The sequence below is a fragment of the Gordonia amarae NBRC 15530 genome (assembly GCF_000241345.1).
GTDB lineage: Bacteria > Actinomycetota > Actinomycetes > Mycobacteriales > Mycobacteriaceae > Gordonia > Gordonia amarae.
This window is the reverse complement of the sequence record NZ_BAED01000011.1, coordinates 1-16,914: the sequence shown is the minus strand read 5'-3', so window position 1 is coordinate 16,914 and position 16,914 is coordinate 1. Positions and strand designations below refer to the sequence as shown.

Below are 16,914 nucleotides of genomic sequence, written 5' to 3'. Positions count from 1 at the left end.
TTCCCCGATCTCAGACCGTCAGTTACGGAAGGCCCCCGAATGCCCGCACCGGCCCCGCTTCACCAGTACCTCATCGTCGACCTGTCCGCGGGCATCGCGGGCGCCTACTGCACCAAGATCCTCGCCGACGGCGGCGCCGAGGTCGTGAAAATCGAATCACCGGACGGTGATTCGCTGCGCACCTGGTCCGCATCGGGCGCCTCCATCGACGCGGGCACCGACGGGGCGTTGTTCTCCTACCTCTCCTCATCCAAGAAGAGCGCCGTGATCGGCGTCGACGAGGCCGACCGGCTCACCGCACTGCTGCACTCCGCGGACGCGGTGATCTGGTCGCGGGAATCCCCGTTCGCGGCGGTCGAGTCCCTGACGCCCGCGGCGCTGCTGGCCGCCCACCCGCACCTGGTGGTCACCACGATCACCCCGTTCGGCCTCGAAGGTCCGTGGAGTGACCGTGCGGCAACCGAATTCACCGTGCAGGCATGGTCCGGCGGTGTGGTCGGTCTCGGCCGTGGCGCCCCCGACCGGGCACCGATCCACATCGGCGGCCAGATCGGCGAATGGTTCGGCGGTGCGTACGCTTCCGCGGCCACCCTCGCCGCCCTCCGCTCAGCCGCGTCCACCGGCCGGGGACAGATCGTGGACCTGTCCAAGCTCGAGACCGCCGTCGCCGGCCTGACTTACCACCCCGTCACCTTCCTGGAGCTGCGGGAACGGCCGTTCCGGTCCGAACGGTCGATCTTCGTGCCCGGTGTCGCCCAGGCCGCCGACGGCATGGTGGCTCTCGGTGCGGCCACCGCGCAGCAATGGTCGGATCTCTGCGTGCTCGTCGGCCACCCCGAATGGGTGGATCCCGATGCGCCGCTGGCGATCACCGCCCGTGCCGGTGAGCTCGCACCGCAGATCTACGAGTGGATCGCCGAGCGCACCGTCGAGGATGTCGCCGAGCAGGCCACCGCCTTCCGGATTCCCAACTCGCCGGTGGTCAACGGCGCGAACGCCACCGACATGGCTCACTTCGGCGAACGCGGCACCTTCGTCAAGAACCCGACCGCGGGATTCAGCCAGCCCGACCGGCCGTACACGATGAGCGCGTTCGACCTGCCCCGGCCGGAGGCCGCGCCCCGCCTCGGCGAACACACAGCGATCCTCACCGAGAAACGAGAAGCCAAAGCCGCCAAGTACACCGGCGAATCCATCGGGCTGCCGTTCGAGGGGATGCGGGTGCTCGACATGACCGCGTTCTGGGCGGGCCCCTCCTGCAGCCACATCCTCGCCACCCTCGGCGCCGAGGTCATCCACCTCGAATCGACGTCGCGTCCGGACGGCACCCGGATGATCGCCGGCGTCCCGATGACCGACGAACTGTGGTGGGAGAAGTCGCCGATCTTCTCGGGCCTGAACACCAACAAGAAGAGCATCACCCTCAACTTCCAGACCGAACGCGGCCAGGAACTGCTGCGTGAGCTGATCAAGACCTGCGACGTGCTGGTGGAGAACTACACCCCGCGCGTGCTCGACCAGATCGGCCTCGACTACGAATCGGTCAAGGCGCTGCGAGACGACATCATCATGGTGCGGATGCCCGGTTTCGGTCTCGACGGGCCGTGGCGCGACAAGGCCGCCTTCGCCTACGTCATCGAGGACGCCTCCGGCCTGACCTGGCTGACCGGTCATCCCGATCAGAACCCGGTGGAGCCGTACACGATCGGCGACCCGAACGCCGGCATCCACGCACTCAACGGCCTCCTCATCGCCCTGGCCCACCGCGACAGCACCGGCGAGGGCACCCTGGTGGAGGCCAGCATGGTGGACGCGGCGCTCAATGTGGCCGCCGAGCAGTTCATCGAATACTCGGCCTACGGCGCTCTGCTGAACCGGCAGGGCAACCGGGGCCCCGTCGCGGCACCGCAGAATCTGTATCAGACCTCGGGCCTGGACGAGTTCGGCCGCGACGACAACTGGGTCGCCATCGCCGTCGAGACCGACGACCAGTGGGCGGCCCTGCGCACGGCCATCGGCTCCCCCGAGTGGGCCACCGACCCGGCGCTGGATACCGCCGCCGGACGGCGCGCCGCCCACGACCAGGTCGACGAGCGACTCGGCGCGTGGTGCCGGGAGCGTTCCGACGACGACATCGTGGCCGCCCTGTGGGAGGCCGGTGTCCCGGTCGCCAAGGTGATCCAGCCGCACCGGCAGGCCGGCCTCGAACAGCTCCAGGCACGCGGATTCTTCGCCCAGGTAACCCACCCGGTGAACGGCACCGCCTCACACACCACCCTGCCGGTGCGCTTCTCCGGCACCCCCGAAGGCCCCACCATGCGCTCGGCCCCGCTGCTCGGCGAGCACAACACCGAGATCCTCACCGGTCTCGGCCTGTCCGCCGCCGACATCGAGGTGCTGGAGCAGAACAAGATCATCGGTACCAAGCTCGCCTTCTGACAGGCACTTTCACATCACATCGGGAGGACCGCCATGAAACCCACCGCAGGAAAGCGGCTCTACAGCACCGTCGACACCACCTCGGTGATCGTGGTGCGCTGGGGCGCAGAAGATCTGGACCTCACATGCGACGGTTCGGCCATGTCCGAAACCGCTCCCGCCGCACCGGGCACTCCGCCGAAGGCAGGCACCACCCAGCTCGGCAAGCGTTACGTCACCGACGACGGTGCCGTCGAATTGCTGTGCACCACAGCGGGTGACGGTCAGCTCGCAGTGAGCGGTGTGCCGCTGGCCGCCAAATCGTCCACCCCGCTGCCGGCTTCGGACTGACGCCATGACCGCCATCATCGACCCCGATCTCGACGGCCGGCTCGTTCGCCCGATGCGTCCCGGATCATCGCGTGCGGACACGCTCACCGAGGCCGTCGCGGCGCTCCGACGGGGTGGCTTCGTGCTGATGTACGACGATCCCGCAGGACCTTTCGACCTCGTCGGCGCCGCCGACAGACTGACCACCCACCAGGCCGCGGTCCTCATCCGGCACTCGTCGGGGTTCCTGGAGGTAGCTCTCCGGGACAGCCGGTGTGATCAGCTCCGGCTGCCACCGATCGCGCCGTCCGCCGACCGGATGGCCTCGCAGCAATGCATCGGTGTGGATGCGGCAGCCGGGATCGGTACGGGTATCTCCGCCGCCGATCGTGCCCGCACCATCCGCCTGCTCGGTGCGAGTGATGCCACACCCGCTGATTTCACCCGTCCCGGACATGTACTCCCGGTCCGGGTGGCGGCGGGACGGCATTGCGGTGATTCCGCCGCTGCCGCACTCGAACTCGCCGAACACGCGGGTTCGGTCGCCGCGGTGCTGGCCGCGCTCGTCACCCCCGGCGGCACCGGACTCCCCGACCTCGACGACGCGGCGGCCTTCGCCGCACGCCACAACATCCCGATCGTGCATCGGCAGGTGCCGGCCCACAGCCGGTATTGACCGCCCGGCCCCTACCGCTGGTCCGCACAGACCCTTTCCCCTGCCCCCTGACCCCCTGGCCCCGAACGCCTTCGGCTCCCGGCCCTGACCCTTATGGACGGAACGCTATGACCGCATTGCTGGAGAAGGACTCCGACGTCGACACCCGCGGCAACCTGCCGCTGTCGATGGTGGAGCGCATGACCCTGATCATGGAGGCATTCGACAAGCCCCTGGCGCGACTGACGCTCGACGAGGTCACCCGGCATACGGGTCTGCCCCGCTCGACCGCGCACCGCATCCTCGACCAGTTGGTGCAGTGCCGCTGGCTGATCCATGCCAAGACGCACTACAGTCTCGGCAGCCGGGCCCTGACCCTCGGCGGCCGGGAGCTGGCTCAGCACGAATTGCGTTCGGCTGCTTCGGGTGTCCTGCAAGCACTCACCTACCGCACGGGGGCGTGCACCCACCTGGTGACCCTCGCGGGCACCGAGATCTACTACCTCGACATGTTCGGCGGCCGTCCCGGAGCGCGACTCAGTTCCCGCGTCGGCGGCCGGGCCCCCGCCCACCGCACAGCGGCCGGCAAGGCCATCATGGCGGGCATGGCCCCCGAGTACGTCGACAACCAGATCATGAACGCCACCCGCAGTACCGGTTCGGCACCGGTCATCGACGATGTCGACGGACTGCACCGCGAGCTCGCGCGCATCCGTTCGCGTAACGGGCTCGCCGTCGAACGCGGTCAGCTCATCCCCGGACTCGCCTGCGTGGGTGCTGCCATCCGGACCGACGACGGCCCCGTGGGCGCCCTGTCCGTGGCCGTCCGCGCCGACGCCCCGCTCGAACCCCTGGCACCGCTGGTACTGCATGCGGCCCGCACCATCTCCGACGCACTCGCCGCCGGCCCCGCGACCTGGTGATCGCATCCCGCTCCTCCTGAACACAACCGCATATCGGTAGGACCTAAAGAACGCGGCCGAGGATCTCTCCTCGGCCGCGTTCTTGTATGCACCGGCTACTGGACGACTTCCAGATCGGTTGCCTCGCCCTTCTTCAGCGAGACGACGATCATGCCCTTGCCGCAGACCGCCTTGAACTGCGGTTGTGCGGTCGAATTACAGGTGAAGGTAAGTCCATGCGCGGCAGGGAGTTTCACATCCTTGGCGGTCTTGATCGCCTTGATGAACGCGGCAGGCGAGGTGTCGGAGCCGTCGAGCGACTCCGTGGCCCGAACCAGTCCGAGCACACCCTGATATCCGGCCACCGCATATCCGTGCGGGTCGGTGTTCGGGGAGTACTTGGTCATCACAGCCCGGAACAACTGGCTCTCCGGATCATCGGAGCGGGTGTCGGCGGTGGTGAACACGCGGGTCCCGTCGAGGGAGTCGCCCACCGACTTGTACACCTGCGCGTCGGCGCACGACTGCGGGGTCATCTTCTTGACGTCGGCGCCCAGCGTGGCCAGCGACTTGAACACCGCCGTGCACATCGAGGTGTTACCGATGACGATCACACCGTCGGTCTTGTCGGTCAGGCCGGCACTGACCTGGGGGGTCACCTCGGGGGTTCCGGCCGGGATGCGGACGACCTTGAAGTCGATGCCCGCGGCCTTGAAGGCGGGCGTCGCCACCACCTGAAGTCCGGTCATGCTCGCCGGTACGTCGATCGCGTAGGCGGTGACGCTCTTGAGGTTCTCCTTGGCCGAGTACTTGGCCATGTACTGGTAGGCGCCCGAGGCACCCGACCAGATGAAAGCGTTGTCCGACATGATCTCCGCGCCGGCTCCGGCCACCGCGGTGTACGGGATCCCGGCCTTGGTGATGATCGGCGCCATCACCGTGCTCATCGAGGTGGCCGTGACCACCACCGCGCTCACCTTGGACTCGACCATGTGGTTGGCGCATTCGCGGGCCGAGGCGGTGTCTTCCTTGTTCTTGCAGACCACCAGCTCGATGGGCCGCCCGCCGATGCCGCCGAGATTCTCGTTGGCGTACTTGGTCGCGGCCTCGGCGGCCTCGCGGTTCTCCGGCATCGAAATCGCCGGTCCGCCTTCAGGGTTGATCAGGCCGATCTTCACCGGCGCCCCGGTTGCCGCCTTGCCGGGGAACGAACCCTCCGGCGCGGTCACCGCCACCGACGACGACCCTGCCGAATCGTCGTCGTCGCTGCCGCAGCCGGCCAGCCCCGCGGTGGCCACCACCGCGACCGCCGCGGTGGCCACCGCTGCCCGCACACTCTTCACTCTCATCTGCTGCCGCGTCCTTTTCTCGAAAAGCCCTGTGATTCAGAGTTGTCCATTGTTTCCCCCCGGGTTTTGCCGGGATCGGCACCCCGATACCGGTGTGCTCAGCGTCCCGGCGCCGCCGGGGCTCCGCCGCTGACCGAGACCCCCGCCATGTCCCCCGCCTCACGCCACTGCCGGAGGATGTCGAAGAACGCGATCGGCCCGCCGCCGTAGCCGGCGACCAGCAGGCTGTCGGGGTTGTCGTTGTCGCCCTCGGAATCGAGATAGCTGGGTGTGCAGTCGAGGAAGAACTGCTTGCCCACCACGGTGCTGTCGGCCATCGCCGTGCACCACTGTTCCTCGGCATCCTGGTCGGCCTCGATCACGCCACCGCCCAGCTCACGCCACCGGCCCAGGAGGTAGGCCAGATGTCCGGCGCGTTCCTCCGCGGTGTGCACGTAGTTGGGGGCGATACCCGACTGGGTGTAGCCCAGGAAGAAGCAGTTGGGAAAGTCGTGGGTCTGCAGGCCGTGCAGCGTGCGCGGCCCCTTGGCCCACTTGTCGCTGAGCCTGATCCCGTTCCGGCCGACGATATCGAACCCGGCGCGCTTGGTGTAGTTCGTGCCGACCTCGAAGCCGGTGGCGAAGATCAGCGCATCCACCTTGTACTCGGTGCCGCCGACCACCACGCCGTCGGTGGTGAGCCGTTCGATGCCCCGGCCGTCGGTGTCGACGAGAGTGACGTTGTCCCGGTTGAACGTCTGCAGGTACGAGTCGTGGAAGCTGAGCCGCTTGCACATCCGCTTGTACCAGGGGGTGAGGGCCTTGGCGGTCTCCGGATCGTCGACGACGTCGGCGATGTGTGCGCGCACGGCCTCCATCGACTTGAAGTCCTCTTCGTAGAGAAATTCGCCGATATCCTCCATCGTCATCGGCTCGGTGCGCCGGGCCATCTCCCGCAGCACGGCAGGGGTGGTGAGGTCGTTGGACACCTTGGTCCACCCGTCCGAGACCAGGTCCACCTCGGCACCGGCACCCGAGGTCCAGTGGGTGAAGTTCTCGATCCGTTCCTTCTGCCAGCCCGGCTTGAGTCCTGCCGCGAACCCGGGGTCGGTCGGATGATCACCGCGCACGTCCACCGCGGCCGGGGTGCGCTGGAACACGTAGAGTTGCTCAGCGAACCGCCCCGTGTGCGGAACACACTGCAGCGCAGTCGCCCCGGTGCCGACGATGCCGACCGTCTTGTCGGCCAGGCCGGTCAGCTCCCAGTTCTCCTCGCCACCACCGGTGTAGCCGTAGTCCCAGCGGCTCGTGTGGAAGGTGTGCCCGGTGAACTCGTTGATCCCGGGAATGCCTGGCAGTTTCGGGCGGCTCAGCGGACCGGGCGACACCACGACGACGGTCGCGGTAATGGTGTCGCCCCGGTCCGTGGTGACCGTCCACTTGCCCGCGTCGTCGTCCCATTCCATCCCGGTGACCGCGGTCTGGAACAGCGAATTACGGTACAGGTCATACTTTTCGGCGATACGCACGCAGTGCTTGCGGATCTCGGGACCGAATGCGTACTTGCGTTCGGGGATGTAGTCGAGTTCCTCGAGCAGCGGCATGTACACATACGCCTCGACATCGCACTGCGCGCCCGGATACCTGTTCCAGTACCAGGTACCGCCCACATCGCCGGCCTTGTCCACCATCCGGATGTCATCGAATCCGGCCTCACGCAGCCGGACCGCGGCGATCAGGCTGCCCAGGCCGGCGCCGATCACCAGCACCTGCACCTCGTCGTCGACCGGGTCACGTTCGGTGCGTTCGGTGTACAGGTCGTCGGCGTAGTGCGAGAACTCCGCGGTGACCTCGACGAACTGGTCGAGACCGTCACGGCGCAGGCGTTTGGCCCGCTCGAAGGCGTACTTGGCGTGCACCCAGTCCGGATCGTAGGTGTCCGGCTGAGGTCCGGGATCTCGGAGCTCCACGGTCACAGTGCTCACTCCCCCGCGAAACGTTCCCGTAGCGGCCGGGTGTCCGGCTTTCCACGATAGATGCCCCGATCGATGAGGCGCGGAACAACTTCCGCGACAAAATCTTTCACGCCGATCACACTGGTCGGGAACATCAGGTTGAAGCCGCCTACCTGACCGTCGGCATGCCAGGACGCCAGATCGTCGACGAACTCGTCATAGGAACCGACGAACTTGCGGTGCTGGGCGCCACCACGGGCCAGCGACTGCGCGGTGACGTCCCGCACCGTGACGCCCGGATTCTCGGTGATCCAGTTGTACAGGCCCAGATAGTTGCCGTAGGTGCTCTTGATGGTGTCCTTCACCGTCTCCGGGTGCGGGATCTGATCGACCGGGAACGGATCGTTGATGCTGTCGAAGGTGAACTCCAGCCCGAACTGGACCAGCGCGAACGGGGCGTACAACTCGTACGGCACGTTCTCGTCGAGGGCGTGCAACAGGTCCTCGGCGTCGGCGCGGGTCTTGCCCAGGTACGGGACCAGGCCGGGGATGGCGGGAACGCTGCCCGCGGCGCGGCCCCGGGCGACCAAGGCCGCGTCGAGTTCGGCTCGGTAGTCGGCGGCCTGCTGCCGGGTGGTGGCGTTGGTGAACACCATCTCGGCGTGCTTGGCGGCCACGGCGATTCCCGGTCCGGAACCGCCTGCCTGCGCGATGAGCGGTCGGCCCTGCGGGCTCGGCGCCACATTCAGCGGCCCGAGCACCTGGAAGTGCTCGCCGCGGTGATTGATCTGTTCGGAGTAGAAGCGGGTGATCTGGTCGGCGTCGATCCGGATCTCACGTTTCTCCCACAGCGCGGTCAGAATGTCGAGGAACTCGTCGGCCCGCTTGTACCGGGTGATCCGGTCCAGGTGCGCCTCCATGCTGTAGTTCTGCGCCCACTCGTCGCTCACGCTGGTGACAGCGTTGAATCCAGCTCTGCCGTCGGAGATCTGGTCGATCGATGCCAGCAGCCGGGCCAGATTGTACGGATCGTAGAACGAGCACGACGCCGTCGCGATCAGGCCCAGGTACGAGGTTTCGCGGGCGAGCGCCGCGAACGCCGTGATCGGTTCGGGCGGACCCCCGTCGGGGGCGGGCGAGCCGGCGGTGCCCGCGATGTCGCCGAGGAACATGGCCGTGAAGTAGCCTTCCTCTGCGAGCTTGCCCATCTCCGAGATCGGCAGATAGGCGTTCTGCCGGTCCGGTCCGCCGCCGTGGTCGCGCTCGTAGGCCGGCGCGCCCTGATGACTGTTGATCTCGTTCCCGACGAGATTCAAATGCAAATACCGTTGTTCTGACATCCGATTCCCTGCTTGCGTGTGGCGAGTAGTTGGCTTCGAGGTGATGAGGTGTCAGGCCACCGGGGCCGGATCCTTTTGACCGATCAGCGATGTCAGCGACGACACCGACTCGGTGGAGGTGGCCATCTCGCCGTCCTGGGTGACGTCGAGTTCCTGACCGAACCAGGTCATACCGTCCTGGTTGGTCGGCTCCCAGCCGAGCGCCTTCCAGTCGGGATCGAAGATGTGATAGCCGCCCGAGTACAGCTCGATGCGGTGGCCGGAACCGGGTTCACGCAGGTACAGGTACATCGCCTGCCCGATTCCGTGCTTGCCGGGACCGCAGTTGAAATGCACATCCAGGTCACGCAGGGTGTCGGCCGCCACCAGCAGGTCGCTGTGATTCTCCAGATTGAAAGCGACGTGGTGCAGCTGATTGTCCTGATTGTTCATGCTCATCGCGATCGCCAGATCGTGCACCTGGGAGGTGACCGCCGACCACGACGCGATCAGCATGTCCGGGTGGTCAGGCAGGTGCACGTACTCGCGGCGTTTGAAGCCGAGCGAATTCTGCAGCCACTGTTCGGCTTTGCCCACGTTCTCGAAGCCGGCCTGGATGTTGTAGTGGTCGAGCCTGCGCACCCCGAGTCCACGGCGGCGGGAGGAATTGCTGAGCAGCCGCGACCGGATCTCCTCGGGGGCCTCCGGTGCGTCGATGTCGTAGTACAGCTCGAAGGTGTGGCCGGCGTGCGGAACCACGAACCGGATGGCGGTGCCGCGCCCTGCCTGGTGGCCCGTCGGCAATTCCACCACTTCCACCTCATCGGCGAGAAGCTGGTTGTAGAACAGTTCCACGTCCTCGGGCCGGGACACCCGGAAGCTGTAGGAGTCGACGGTGGCGGTGTCGTTCTGGAACAGCACCAGCGAATGGTGCTTCATCTCCTGATATCCACGCAGGTAGACGGTGTCGCCGACGCGCTCGACCTCCTCCATGCCGAGGATGTCACGGAAGAACTTCAGCGAGACCTCCAGCTGGGGTGTGCCCAGCGCGATCGCGCCACATTGGGCGAGCTGAGGACGGTATGGGGGCAATTCAACTGCCATGGTCAGATCTCCTCACACTTTCGACGAACAGGTGTCCGATGTATGGCGATGACCATAGGTTTGGCCGAATATGTTGCATAAGCAGTGATCTCAGTCACCGGGAAGGTACCCGCGGGTGTGGACCTTCACCACCACACTGTGGGGCACAAGGTCACCGCGCACTCGCGCGGCGGCCGGCGTTCGGGAATTGAGCAAAGGAGATCCGTGCCGTGAGCATCCAAGAGATGTCGCCGCCCAAATTCGCGGTCGACAAGTCGTATCTGTATAAGTTCCAGCGTTTCTCGGCGTGGTCGGGCTTCCTGGTCATGGCCGTGCAGGGCGGCTGCTTCTTCATGCTGTCCAAGGTGCAGCCGCCGCTCGATCCGCAATCGAGCGCCGATCACGTCAAGGAATGGATGATCGACAATCGCGCCGGCATCCTGTGGACCACGGTGATCTGCTCGTTCGTCATCCCGCTCGAATACTTCTTCGTGGTCACCACGAGTTGGCAGATGCGCCGCATCGAACGCGGCTGGGGCGTGCTCACCATGAATCAGGTGCTGATGGGTGTGGTGGCCCCGATCGGATTCTTCTACCCGATGTTCATCCTGTCGGCCGCCGCGTACCGGGTCGAGGAACGCTCCCCGGAGATCCTGCAATTGATGACCGACCTGTTCTACTTCTCGTACGTCGGTTTCGCCTTCATCTTCTGCCTGCAGTGCGTGTGCCTGGGCTGGGCCACCCTCATCGACAAGCGCACCGAGCCGGTGTTCCCGCGCTGGTTCGCCTACGTCAACTTCATGCTCGCAGTGGTCCTGGCCCCGGGTGCGTTCATCTACGTGTTCAAGGACGGCCCCCTGGCCTGGAACGGTCTGTTCGCCTTCTGGCTGCCCTGCCTGGCGTACGCGGTGTGGAAGATCTCCACCCCGCTGCTGCTGCTCAAGGCCGTCGACTCCGAGGAAAAGGAAGCCGCCGAAAACCAGCTCCCCGTGCTGGTGTAGGTCTGAGGTGGTTGCGCCAGGTGCCGAAAGGTCGCCGGGGCTCCCAAACGACAGCACGAACCGCACAGCACAGGGGCGGCTCCCGATCGGGAGCCGCCCCTGTCGTCGTAGCGGTCAGTCGCCGGCGATGTCGCGGGCGGCGAGGTAGGCGAAGGCCAGGGTGGAGCCGACCGGGGTGCCGGCACCCGGGTACACGGTGCCCGACATGGCGGCCATCGTATTGCCGGTGGCGTACAGGCCGTCGATGACGGTGCCGTCGGCACGCAGCACGCGGGCCTTGGTGTCGGTCTTGAGCCCACCCTTGGTACCGATGTCCGACGGCAGGATCGTCGCCGCGTAGTACGGCGGGGTGTCGATCTTCACCAGCAGCGAGTTGGGTCCCTCGGGTTCGATGGGCTGGACGAACGCCTGTTCCGGCAGCGCCGGGTATCCGACGATGAACGACACCATCTGGTCCCAGGCACTCTCGCCGCGGTGGAACTGCTCGTCGACGCCACCGGGGACGAAACCGTTGAACTTCGCCACCGATTCGGTGAGCGCGTCGGCGGGCACACCGATGATCGCGGCCAGTTCCTCCAGGGTGTCGGCGCGTTTGATGGTGCCGGAGGTGAACCAGTCCTCGTCGACCGGGGTATCGGGCGACTTGCCACCGAATCCGTCACGCGCCAGCTGCTTGTGGTCGAAGATCCAGTGCGTGGGTGCGTGCGAGACACCGGTGGTGCGGTCACCCGCGCGGATCGCGCGGCCCACCTGGTCGTACGGTGCGGCCTCGTTGGTGAATCGCTGTCCGGCCCCGTTGACCCAGATGCCGCCGCGGGTCACGTTGAACAGCGGCAGCCCGTCGCGCTGGACGACTCCCGAGATGTACCAGGCCTCGTCCATCAGCTCGGTGTCGGCGCCCACCGCGATGCCGGCGACATGCCCGTCGCCCACATTGGATCCGACGGCATCGGACCAGTCGCCCTTGAGCGGGTAGTTGTCGTACTTGGCCCGCAGTTCGGTGTTGTGCTCGAATCCGCCGGTGGCCAGCAGGACGCCGCGTCCGGCGCGGTAGCGCACGCTCTGTCCGTCGGTGGTGGCCTCGACGCCCACGATGCGGCCGTCCTCCACCACCAGCTCGGTGAGCGCCGTGTTCAGCTTCAGCGTGCCGTTGCCGGTCTCCAGGAACGCCTTCAGCGCCCGGCCGATGAGTGCGCGCCCACCGATGAGGATCTCGTCCTCGGTATGCCCGTACCGCTCGGTGTAGATCGAACGCCGCACGATGTCCGCGTGCTCACCGATCTCGGCAACCGGGACGGGCGCCGGAAAGACGGTGCGGCCGTGCAGGGTTGCACCCTCGACCGTGCCGAAGTAATCGGGCACGGGCGCGGTGTCGAACTGTCCGAACACCGGGTTCTTCTCCAGTTCGTCGATCAACTGGGCACCGGCGGCGAGGTAGGCGTCCTGCAGGTCCTCACGGGAGGCATCGTCGACCACGGCACGCAGGTAGGTACGTGCCGCCTCCAGATCGGATTCCCCGATACCCGAACGCAGCAGTGGCGCGCTGCCCGGATACCAGGACCCCCCACCCGAATACGATGTGGTGCCGCCGACCTTGTCGGTCTTCTCGATGAGCAGCGTACGCAGCCCGCGGGATGCGGCGGTGTACGCACCTATCAGGCCACCACCTCCGGATCCGACGACGACGACGTCAAAACTCTCTTCGCTCACTGACATTCACTTCCTCCTCAGTAGTTGACGGTTGGTTTCACAGCAGTACGAACGCCCCGGACAGCACGAGCCAGGTGGCCAGGCAATAGATTTCGAAGATCAGCCGGAGTTCCCGCGGGGCGGTGCGCAGTTCCATGAAGTCCAGGCCCACCAGGCGGGCCTTGTACGCCGACAGACCCAGCACGGCGATCGTGGGCACCGTCCCGCCGTGGCCTTGTCCACTGAGCACCGGGATCACCACCGCCAGGATCACCAGGACCAGCCAGGTGCGCACATAGCGGTTCCGGAGCGTCTCCCGAATCCTGTTGTGGGGCAGAATGTTCTTCGATATCAGCGCGTTGTTGTGGGTCATCGGGACTCCCCCATCAGGCCACCAGATAGACGAGCGGAAACAGCATCATCCACAGCAGGTCCACCAGGTGCCAGTAGCAGGCGCCGCCCTCATAGACGATGCGGCCGGTGCCCGTCGCCGGCACCCGGCGCCGGGCACGCAGCACAAGCGCGGTCAGCACTCCAAGACCGAGTACCACATGCGCCAGATGCACCCCGGTGAGGATGAACAGCCACATGAAATAGGCGTTGCTGTCGGGGCCGTGCCCGTCGGACACCAGATGCGTGTATTCGGTGGCCTTGAACCCGATGAACGCGACCGCGCACAGGAGTGCCACCCCGAACGCCCGCACGGCCGGTGAAAACCGGCCGGCGCGCACGGCATTGAGCGCGATCACCACCGCCAGCGAACTGACCAGCAGGACCATCGTGTTGGTCAGCGCGATGACCAGGCTCACCGACTCACGTGACGAGGTGAACAGGTCCGCGTCGACGGCGCGTTCGGACAGGAACGCGACGAACATGACGACGAAGACCACCATGTCGCCGAGCAGGAACACCCACAGGCCGGTTTCGCCCGGCGTATGCGGCACTTCGGATTGCTCGGGAGGCCGGTCGCCCTGCTCTGTGGCGGTATCGCTGACCATCGGCACAGTCTGCCGACCCCGTCGCCCGCGGCGGACCGATCTTCCGGTGAGCGAGACCGCATCCGGTCCAGCTCACCCCATCGGATTAGGTTCGGCCTCACCGCCCGTGATGAGACCCCGCGCGGGCGAGAAACCCCGAATCCTTCAGAAGGGCGAAGGCGTGACCGACGAACTGACCTACGAATCGACCAAGAAGGCCGCCACCGTCGACGGTGTTGAATTCCTTTACCACGAAGCAGGTTCGGGACGTCCGCTGATCATGCTGCACGGCTCCGGCCCGGGCGTGAGCGCGTGGTCCAACTTCCGGCACAACCTGCCGGTGTTCGCCGAGCACTTCCGGGTGATCATGCCCGACCTGCCGGGTTTCGGTGCCAGCTCGCTGCCCGAGTTCAAGGAGGTGTATTCACTGGACGCGGCCCGCCGGATCGCCGGGCTGATGGATCACCTCGGCATCGAGTCGGCACTGTTCATCGGCAATTCGATGGGCGGTGCGGTGGCCGCGGAGATGGCCGCCAATCTGCCCGGCCGGGTCGAGCGGATGGCGATCATGGGTTCGGGTGGGCTCTCGCGCAGCCTGTTCCAGACCGAACCGAGCGAGGGCTTCCAGAAGCTGTTCGCGTTCCTGCAGGACCCGACCCGCGAGCGGATGACCGAATGGGTCCGAACAATGCTGTTCGACCAGGCGCTGGTCACCGACGAACTGATCGACGAGCGGATGGCCAATGCCACCGCCGACGGTGTGCTCGCCCGCAATGCCGCGGTCTTCGGCGCCCTGCTCAATCCCGCCTTCCAGGCCGCCTACACACCGCTGTGGACACGCCCGGACAGCGTCACCACACCGACGCTGATGCTGTGGGGCCGCGAGGACCGGATGCTGCCCTACGACCAGGCGCATTTCGCCAACCGGTGGATGCCGAACGTCGAGCTGCACACCTTCTCCCACTGCGGGCACTGGATCCAGATCGAACGCAAAAAGGAGTTCGAGCGCATCGCCATTGAATTCCTCACCCGCGGAACAGACTGACCGACAGACTTTCCCGCTCACTGGGAGTGCCGGGACAGGAAAGCCGCCGTGGCACACAAGATCGACACCGCGCACCAGGTCCGCGCCGGACCGCACGCCGGACAAGCCACACGCCCCGGAAGGAGACCGGTTCCGCCCGCCGCGCCGGGCCGGTCACACAGAACACAGGGTCGGCCGCAGCGCGCCGGCACAGAACACAAGTCGGAGGTACCCGAAACATGGCACACGAAGTACACAAGCGCATCGAGGAGGCGAGGGCCGAGTTCGCCTCCCTCGCAGAGGAGAACGAGCGCCTGGGCAAACTGAGCGATCGCACCGCCGAGCTGCTGCGGCAGACCGGGGTGATCCGGATGCTGCAGCCCACCGACTTCGGGGGCTACGCCGCGCAGCCCCGTGACTTCGCCGAGGCCGTCATGGCCATCGCCGCCGCCGACCCCGCCGCCGGCTGGGTGGCCGGCGTGGTGGGTGTGCACCCGTGGGAGCTGGCCCAGATGGATCGCAAACTGCAGGAAGAGATCTGGGGGGAGGACCCGGACACCTGGGTGGCCTCCCCGTACATGCCCAACGGTGTCGCCGACCCTATTGATGACGACAACTTCACACTCAGCGGCCGCTGGCCGTTCTCGTCCGGCTCCGATCATTGCAAGTGGGACTTCCTCGGAGCGCTCAAGGGCGACGGCTCCGGCACCAGCATGCCGGTGCTGCCGCCCGAGGTGATGCACGTGGTGATCCCCCGCAAGGACTACCAGCTCATCGACGACTCGTGGGATGTCGTGGGCCTGTGCGGCACCGGCAGCAAGGACGTCGTCGTCGACAAGGCGGTCGTCCCCAAGTACCGCACCGTCACCCAGGACGACATCTCCAACGGGGTCGCCGCGCAGCGGTCCGGGCGTCCCGAAGCGCTGTACAAGTTGTCGTTCGGTGTGATGTTCCCGCTCGGTATCACCGCCGCCACCATCGGCATCTGCGAGGGTGCGCTCGCCCACCACTACGAGATCCAGCAGAGCCGGGTGTCGGCGACAGGTGTGCTGTCCAAGGACGACCCGTACATCCTGCGGGCCGCGGCCGAGGCCGCCTCCGAGATCGAGGCCGCACGCGTCCAGCTCATCGAGGGCATCAGCCGCATCCATGACACCATCGCCGCCGGTGGTGAACCGACGCTGCAGGAACGCTCCAACCAGCGCCGGAACCAGGTGCGGTGCGCGTGGCGCGCGGTGTCGGCACTCGATGAGATCTTCGCCCGCTCCGGCGGCGGCGCGATCCGCAAGTCCAGCCCGATGCAGCGGCACTGGCGCGACGCGCACGTGGGTCTGCAGCACATGATCCACACCGACGGTGCCGTGTACCACGCCAATTCGCTGCACAACATGGGTCTGGAGACGCCGCAGGGAATGATCGTCGTCGTCTGACGGCGCACACATTCTCCGCGAGGCAAGGAAGGGATCGATGAGCGAATCAACTGTCGCACCGGAGTTCGAGGGACGTTACCTGCGGGATGTGTTCGGGCACTTCCCCACCAGCGTTGTCGCGGTCACCACCATCGACGACGGGGATGTCCCGGTCGGCATGGTGGTGGGCTCGTTCACCTCGGTGTCGCTGGAACCTCCGCTGGTGTCGTTCCTCGTCGACAAGGGCTCATCGACCCTTCCCAAGATTCTCGCGGCCGGCCGCTTCTGCGCCAATGCCCTTGCCGCCGACCAGGAATCGGTGTGCCGGCAGATGTCGAAGAAGGGTGTGGACAGATTTGCCGGTGTCGGATGGGAACGTTCGGTCACCGGCAATCCGGTGCTCGACGGCGTGGTCGCGTGGGTGGACTGCGTCATCGACACGACCGTGGAACTCGGCGACCACCACCTGGTCGTCGGCGCCGTCCGGGAACTGACCGTCGCCTCCCCCAAATCCCCCCTCCTGTTCTTCCGCGGAGCCTTCGGCGAACACTCCCCCACCACGTGACCGTAACGGCTCCCCACGAATAACGTTGGGAGCCTTTCCTCACCGGACCCTTCGTGACGCTCGCTCCTTCGTCGCCTCGCCCTCAGGGATCAAGAGGAATGGTTCCGAAACGCAGCCGTAGGTGCAGCAAACAACATGCCGCCTGAGACCGAAGCGCCACACAAACAACCCGACATTCTGATCCCCGAGGCCGAACCGACACACAAGCAACCCGACATCTTGATCCCCGAGGCCGAACCGACACACAAGCAACCCGACA

Annotated in this window: 15 protein-coding genes; 8 read left to right on the top strand and 7 right to left on the bottom strand. The window is 66.4% G+C overall.

Features of this window, described 5'->3' with window-relative positions; translation table 11 throughout:
- Positions 1 to 39 precede the first annotated feature (39 nt).
- The 4 genes from GOAMR_RS03090 (at position 40) to GOAMR_RS03075 (ending at position 4,326) form a co-directional block, all read left to right on the top strand.
- Positions 40 to 2,439 (top strand): CaiB/BaiF CoA-transferase family protein, encoded by a 2,400-nt coding sequence (locus GOAMR_RS03090; protein ID WP_005182656.1) that lies wholly within the window; start codon positions 40 to 42, stop codon positions 2,437 to 2,439.
- Between the two features lie 33 nt (positions 2,440 to 2,472).
- Positions 2,473 to 2,769 (top strand): hypothetical protein, encoded by a 297-nt coding sequence (locus GOAMR_RS03085; protein WP_005182655.1) that lies wholly within the window; start codon positions 2,473 to 2,475, stop codon positions 2,767 to 2,769.
- 4 nt (positions 2,770 to 2,773) lie between these two features.
- Complete coding sequence (locus GOAMR_RS03080) at positions 2,774 to 3,424, top strand: 3,4-dihydroxy-2-butanone-4-phosphate synthase (RefSeq protein ID WP_005182654.1); 651 nt, start codon at positions 2,774 to 2,776, stop codon at positions 3,422 to 3,424.
- Positions 3,425 to 3,531: 107 nt separating this feature from the next.
- Positions 3,532 to 4,326: an IclR family transcriptional regulator gene (locus GOAMR_RS03075; protein ID WP_005182651.1), complete on the top strand. Its 795-nt coding sequence runs from the start codon at positions 3,532 to 3,534 to the stop codon at positions 4,324 to 4,326.
- 95 nt (positions 4,327 to 4,421) lie between these two features.
- Here GOAMR_RS03075 and GOAMR_RS03070 read toward each other — a convergent pair whose 3' ends face one another.
- The 4 genes from GOAMR_RS03070 to GOAMR_RS03055 form a co-directional block, all read right to left on the bottom strand.
- Positions 4,422 to 5,654, bottom strand: a complete 1,233-nt coding sequence (locus GOAMR_RS03070; protein ID WP_005182649.1) for an ABC transporter substrate-binding protein — start codon at positions 5,652 to 5,654, stop codon at positions 4,422 to 4,424.
- 98 nt (positions 5,655 to 5,752) lie between these two features.
- Positions 5,753 to 7,609, bottom strand: a complete 1,857-nt coding sequence (locus GOAMR_RS03065; RefSeq protein WP_005182648.1) for a flavin-containing monooxygenase — start codon at positions 7,607 to 7,609, stop codon at positions 5,753 to 5,755.
- 5 nt (positions 7,610 to 7,614) lie between these two features.
- The gene (locus tag GOAMR_RS03060; RefSeq protein WP_244427240.1) at positions 7,615 to 8,904 is read right to left on the bottom strand and encodes an NtaA/DmoA family FMN-dependent monooxygenase; all 1,290 of its coding nucleotides are present in this window, start codon (positions 8,902 to 8,904) and stop codon (positions 7,615 to 7,617) included.
- Between the two features lie 75 nt (positions 8,905 to 8,979).
- Positions 8,980 to 10,011 carry a VOC family protein gene (locus GOAMR_RS03055; protein WP_005182644.1) on the bottom strand — a complete coding sequence of 344 codons (1,032 nt, stop codon included), beginning with the start codon at positions 10,009 to 10,011 and terminating at the stop codon, positions 8,980 to 8,982.
- 209 nt (positions 10,012 to 10,220) lie between these two features.
- Between GOAMR_RS03055 and GOAMR_RS03050 the strand changes: the two genes are divergently transcribed.
- Complete coding sequence (locus GOAMR_RS03050) at positions 10,221 to 10,991, top strand: hypothetical protein (RefSeq protein ID WP_005182641.1); 771 nt, start codon at positions 10,221 to 10,223, stop codon at positions 10,989 to 10,991.
- A 114-nt stretch (positions 10,992 to 11,105) separates the two neighbouring features.
- Here the strand turns inward: GOAMR_RS03050 and GOAMR_RS03045 are convergent, their stop codons facing one another.
- The 3 genes from GOAMR_RS03045 to GOAMR_RS03035 are packed head-to-tail and all read right to left on the bottom strand — an operon-like array spanning position 11,106 to position 13,678.
- Positions 11,106 to 12,707, bottom strand: a complete 1,602-nt coding sequence (locus tag GOAMR_RS03045; protein ID WP_005182638.1) for an FAD-dependent oxidoreductase — start codon at positions 12,705 to 12,707, stop codon at positions 11,106 to 11,108.
- Between the two features lie 31 nt (positions 12,708 to 12,738).
- Positions 12,739 to 13,053, bottom strand: coding sequence for a cytochrome C oxidase subunit IV family protein (locus GOAMR_RS03040; RefSeq protein ID WP_005182636.1), 315 nt, complete (start codon positions 13,051 to 13,053; stop codon positions 12,739 to 12,741).
- A 13-nt stretch (positions 13,054 to 13,066) separates the two neighbouring features.
- Positions 13,067 to 13,678 carry a cytochrome c oxidase subunit 3 gene (locus tag GOAMR_RS03035; RefSeq protein ID WP_005182634.1) on the bottom strand — a complete coding sequence of 204 codons (612 nt, stop codon included), beginning with the start codon at positions 13,676 to 13,678 and terminating at the stop codon, positions 13,067 to 13,069.
- 160 nt (positions 13,679 to 13,838) lie between these two features.
- On the opposite strand from GOAMR_RS03035, the gene GOAMR_RS03030 reads away from it, so the two are divergent.
- The 3 genes from GOAMR_RS03030 to GOAMR_RS03020 all read left to right on the top strand — a co-directional run bounded on the left by GOAMR_RS03030 (position 13,839) and on the right by GOAMR_RS03020 (position 16,655).
- A complete protein-coding gene (locus tag GOAMR_RS03030) occupies positions 13,839 to 14,702 on the top strand; it encodes an alpha/beta fold hydrolase (RefSeq protein WP_005182633.1) in 864 nt (287 codons plus the stop codon).
- 218 nt (positions 14,703 to 14,920) lie between these two features.
- On the top strand, positions 14,921 to 16,111 hold the full coding sequence (locus GOAMR_RS03025; protein ID WP_005182631.1) for an acyl-CoA dehydrogenase family protein: 1,191 nt from the start codon (positions 14,921 to 14,923) through the stop codon (positions 16,109 to 16,111).
- A gap of 37 nt (positions 16,112 to 16,148) precedes the next feature.
- Entirely contained in the window at positions 16,149 to 16,655 is a 507-nt protein-coding gene (locus GOAMR_RS03020; protein ID WP_005182630.1) for a flavin reductase family protein, read from the top strand.
- Positions 16,656 to 16,914: the final 259 nt, after the last annotated feature.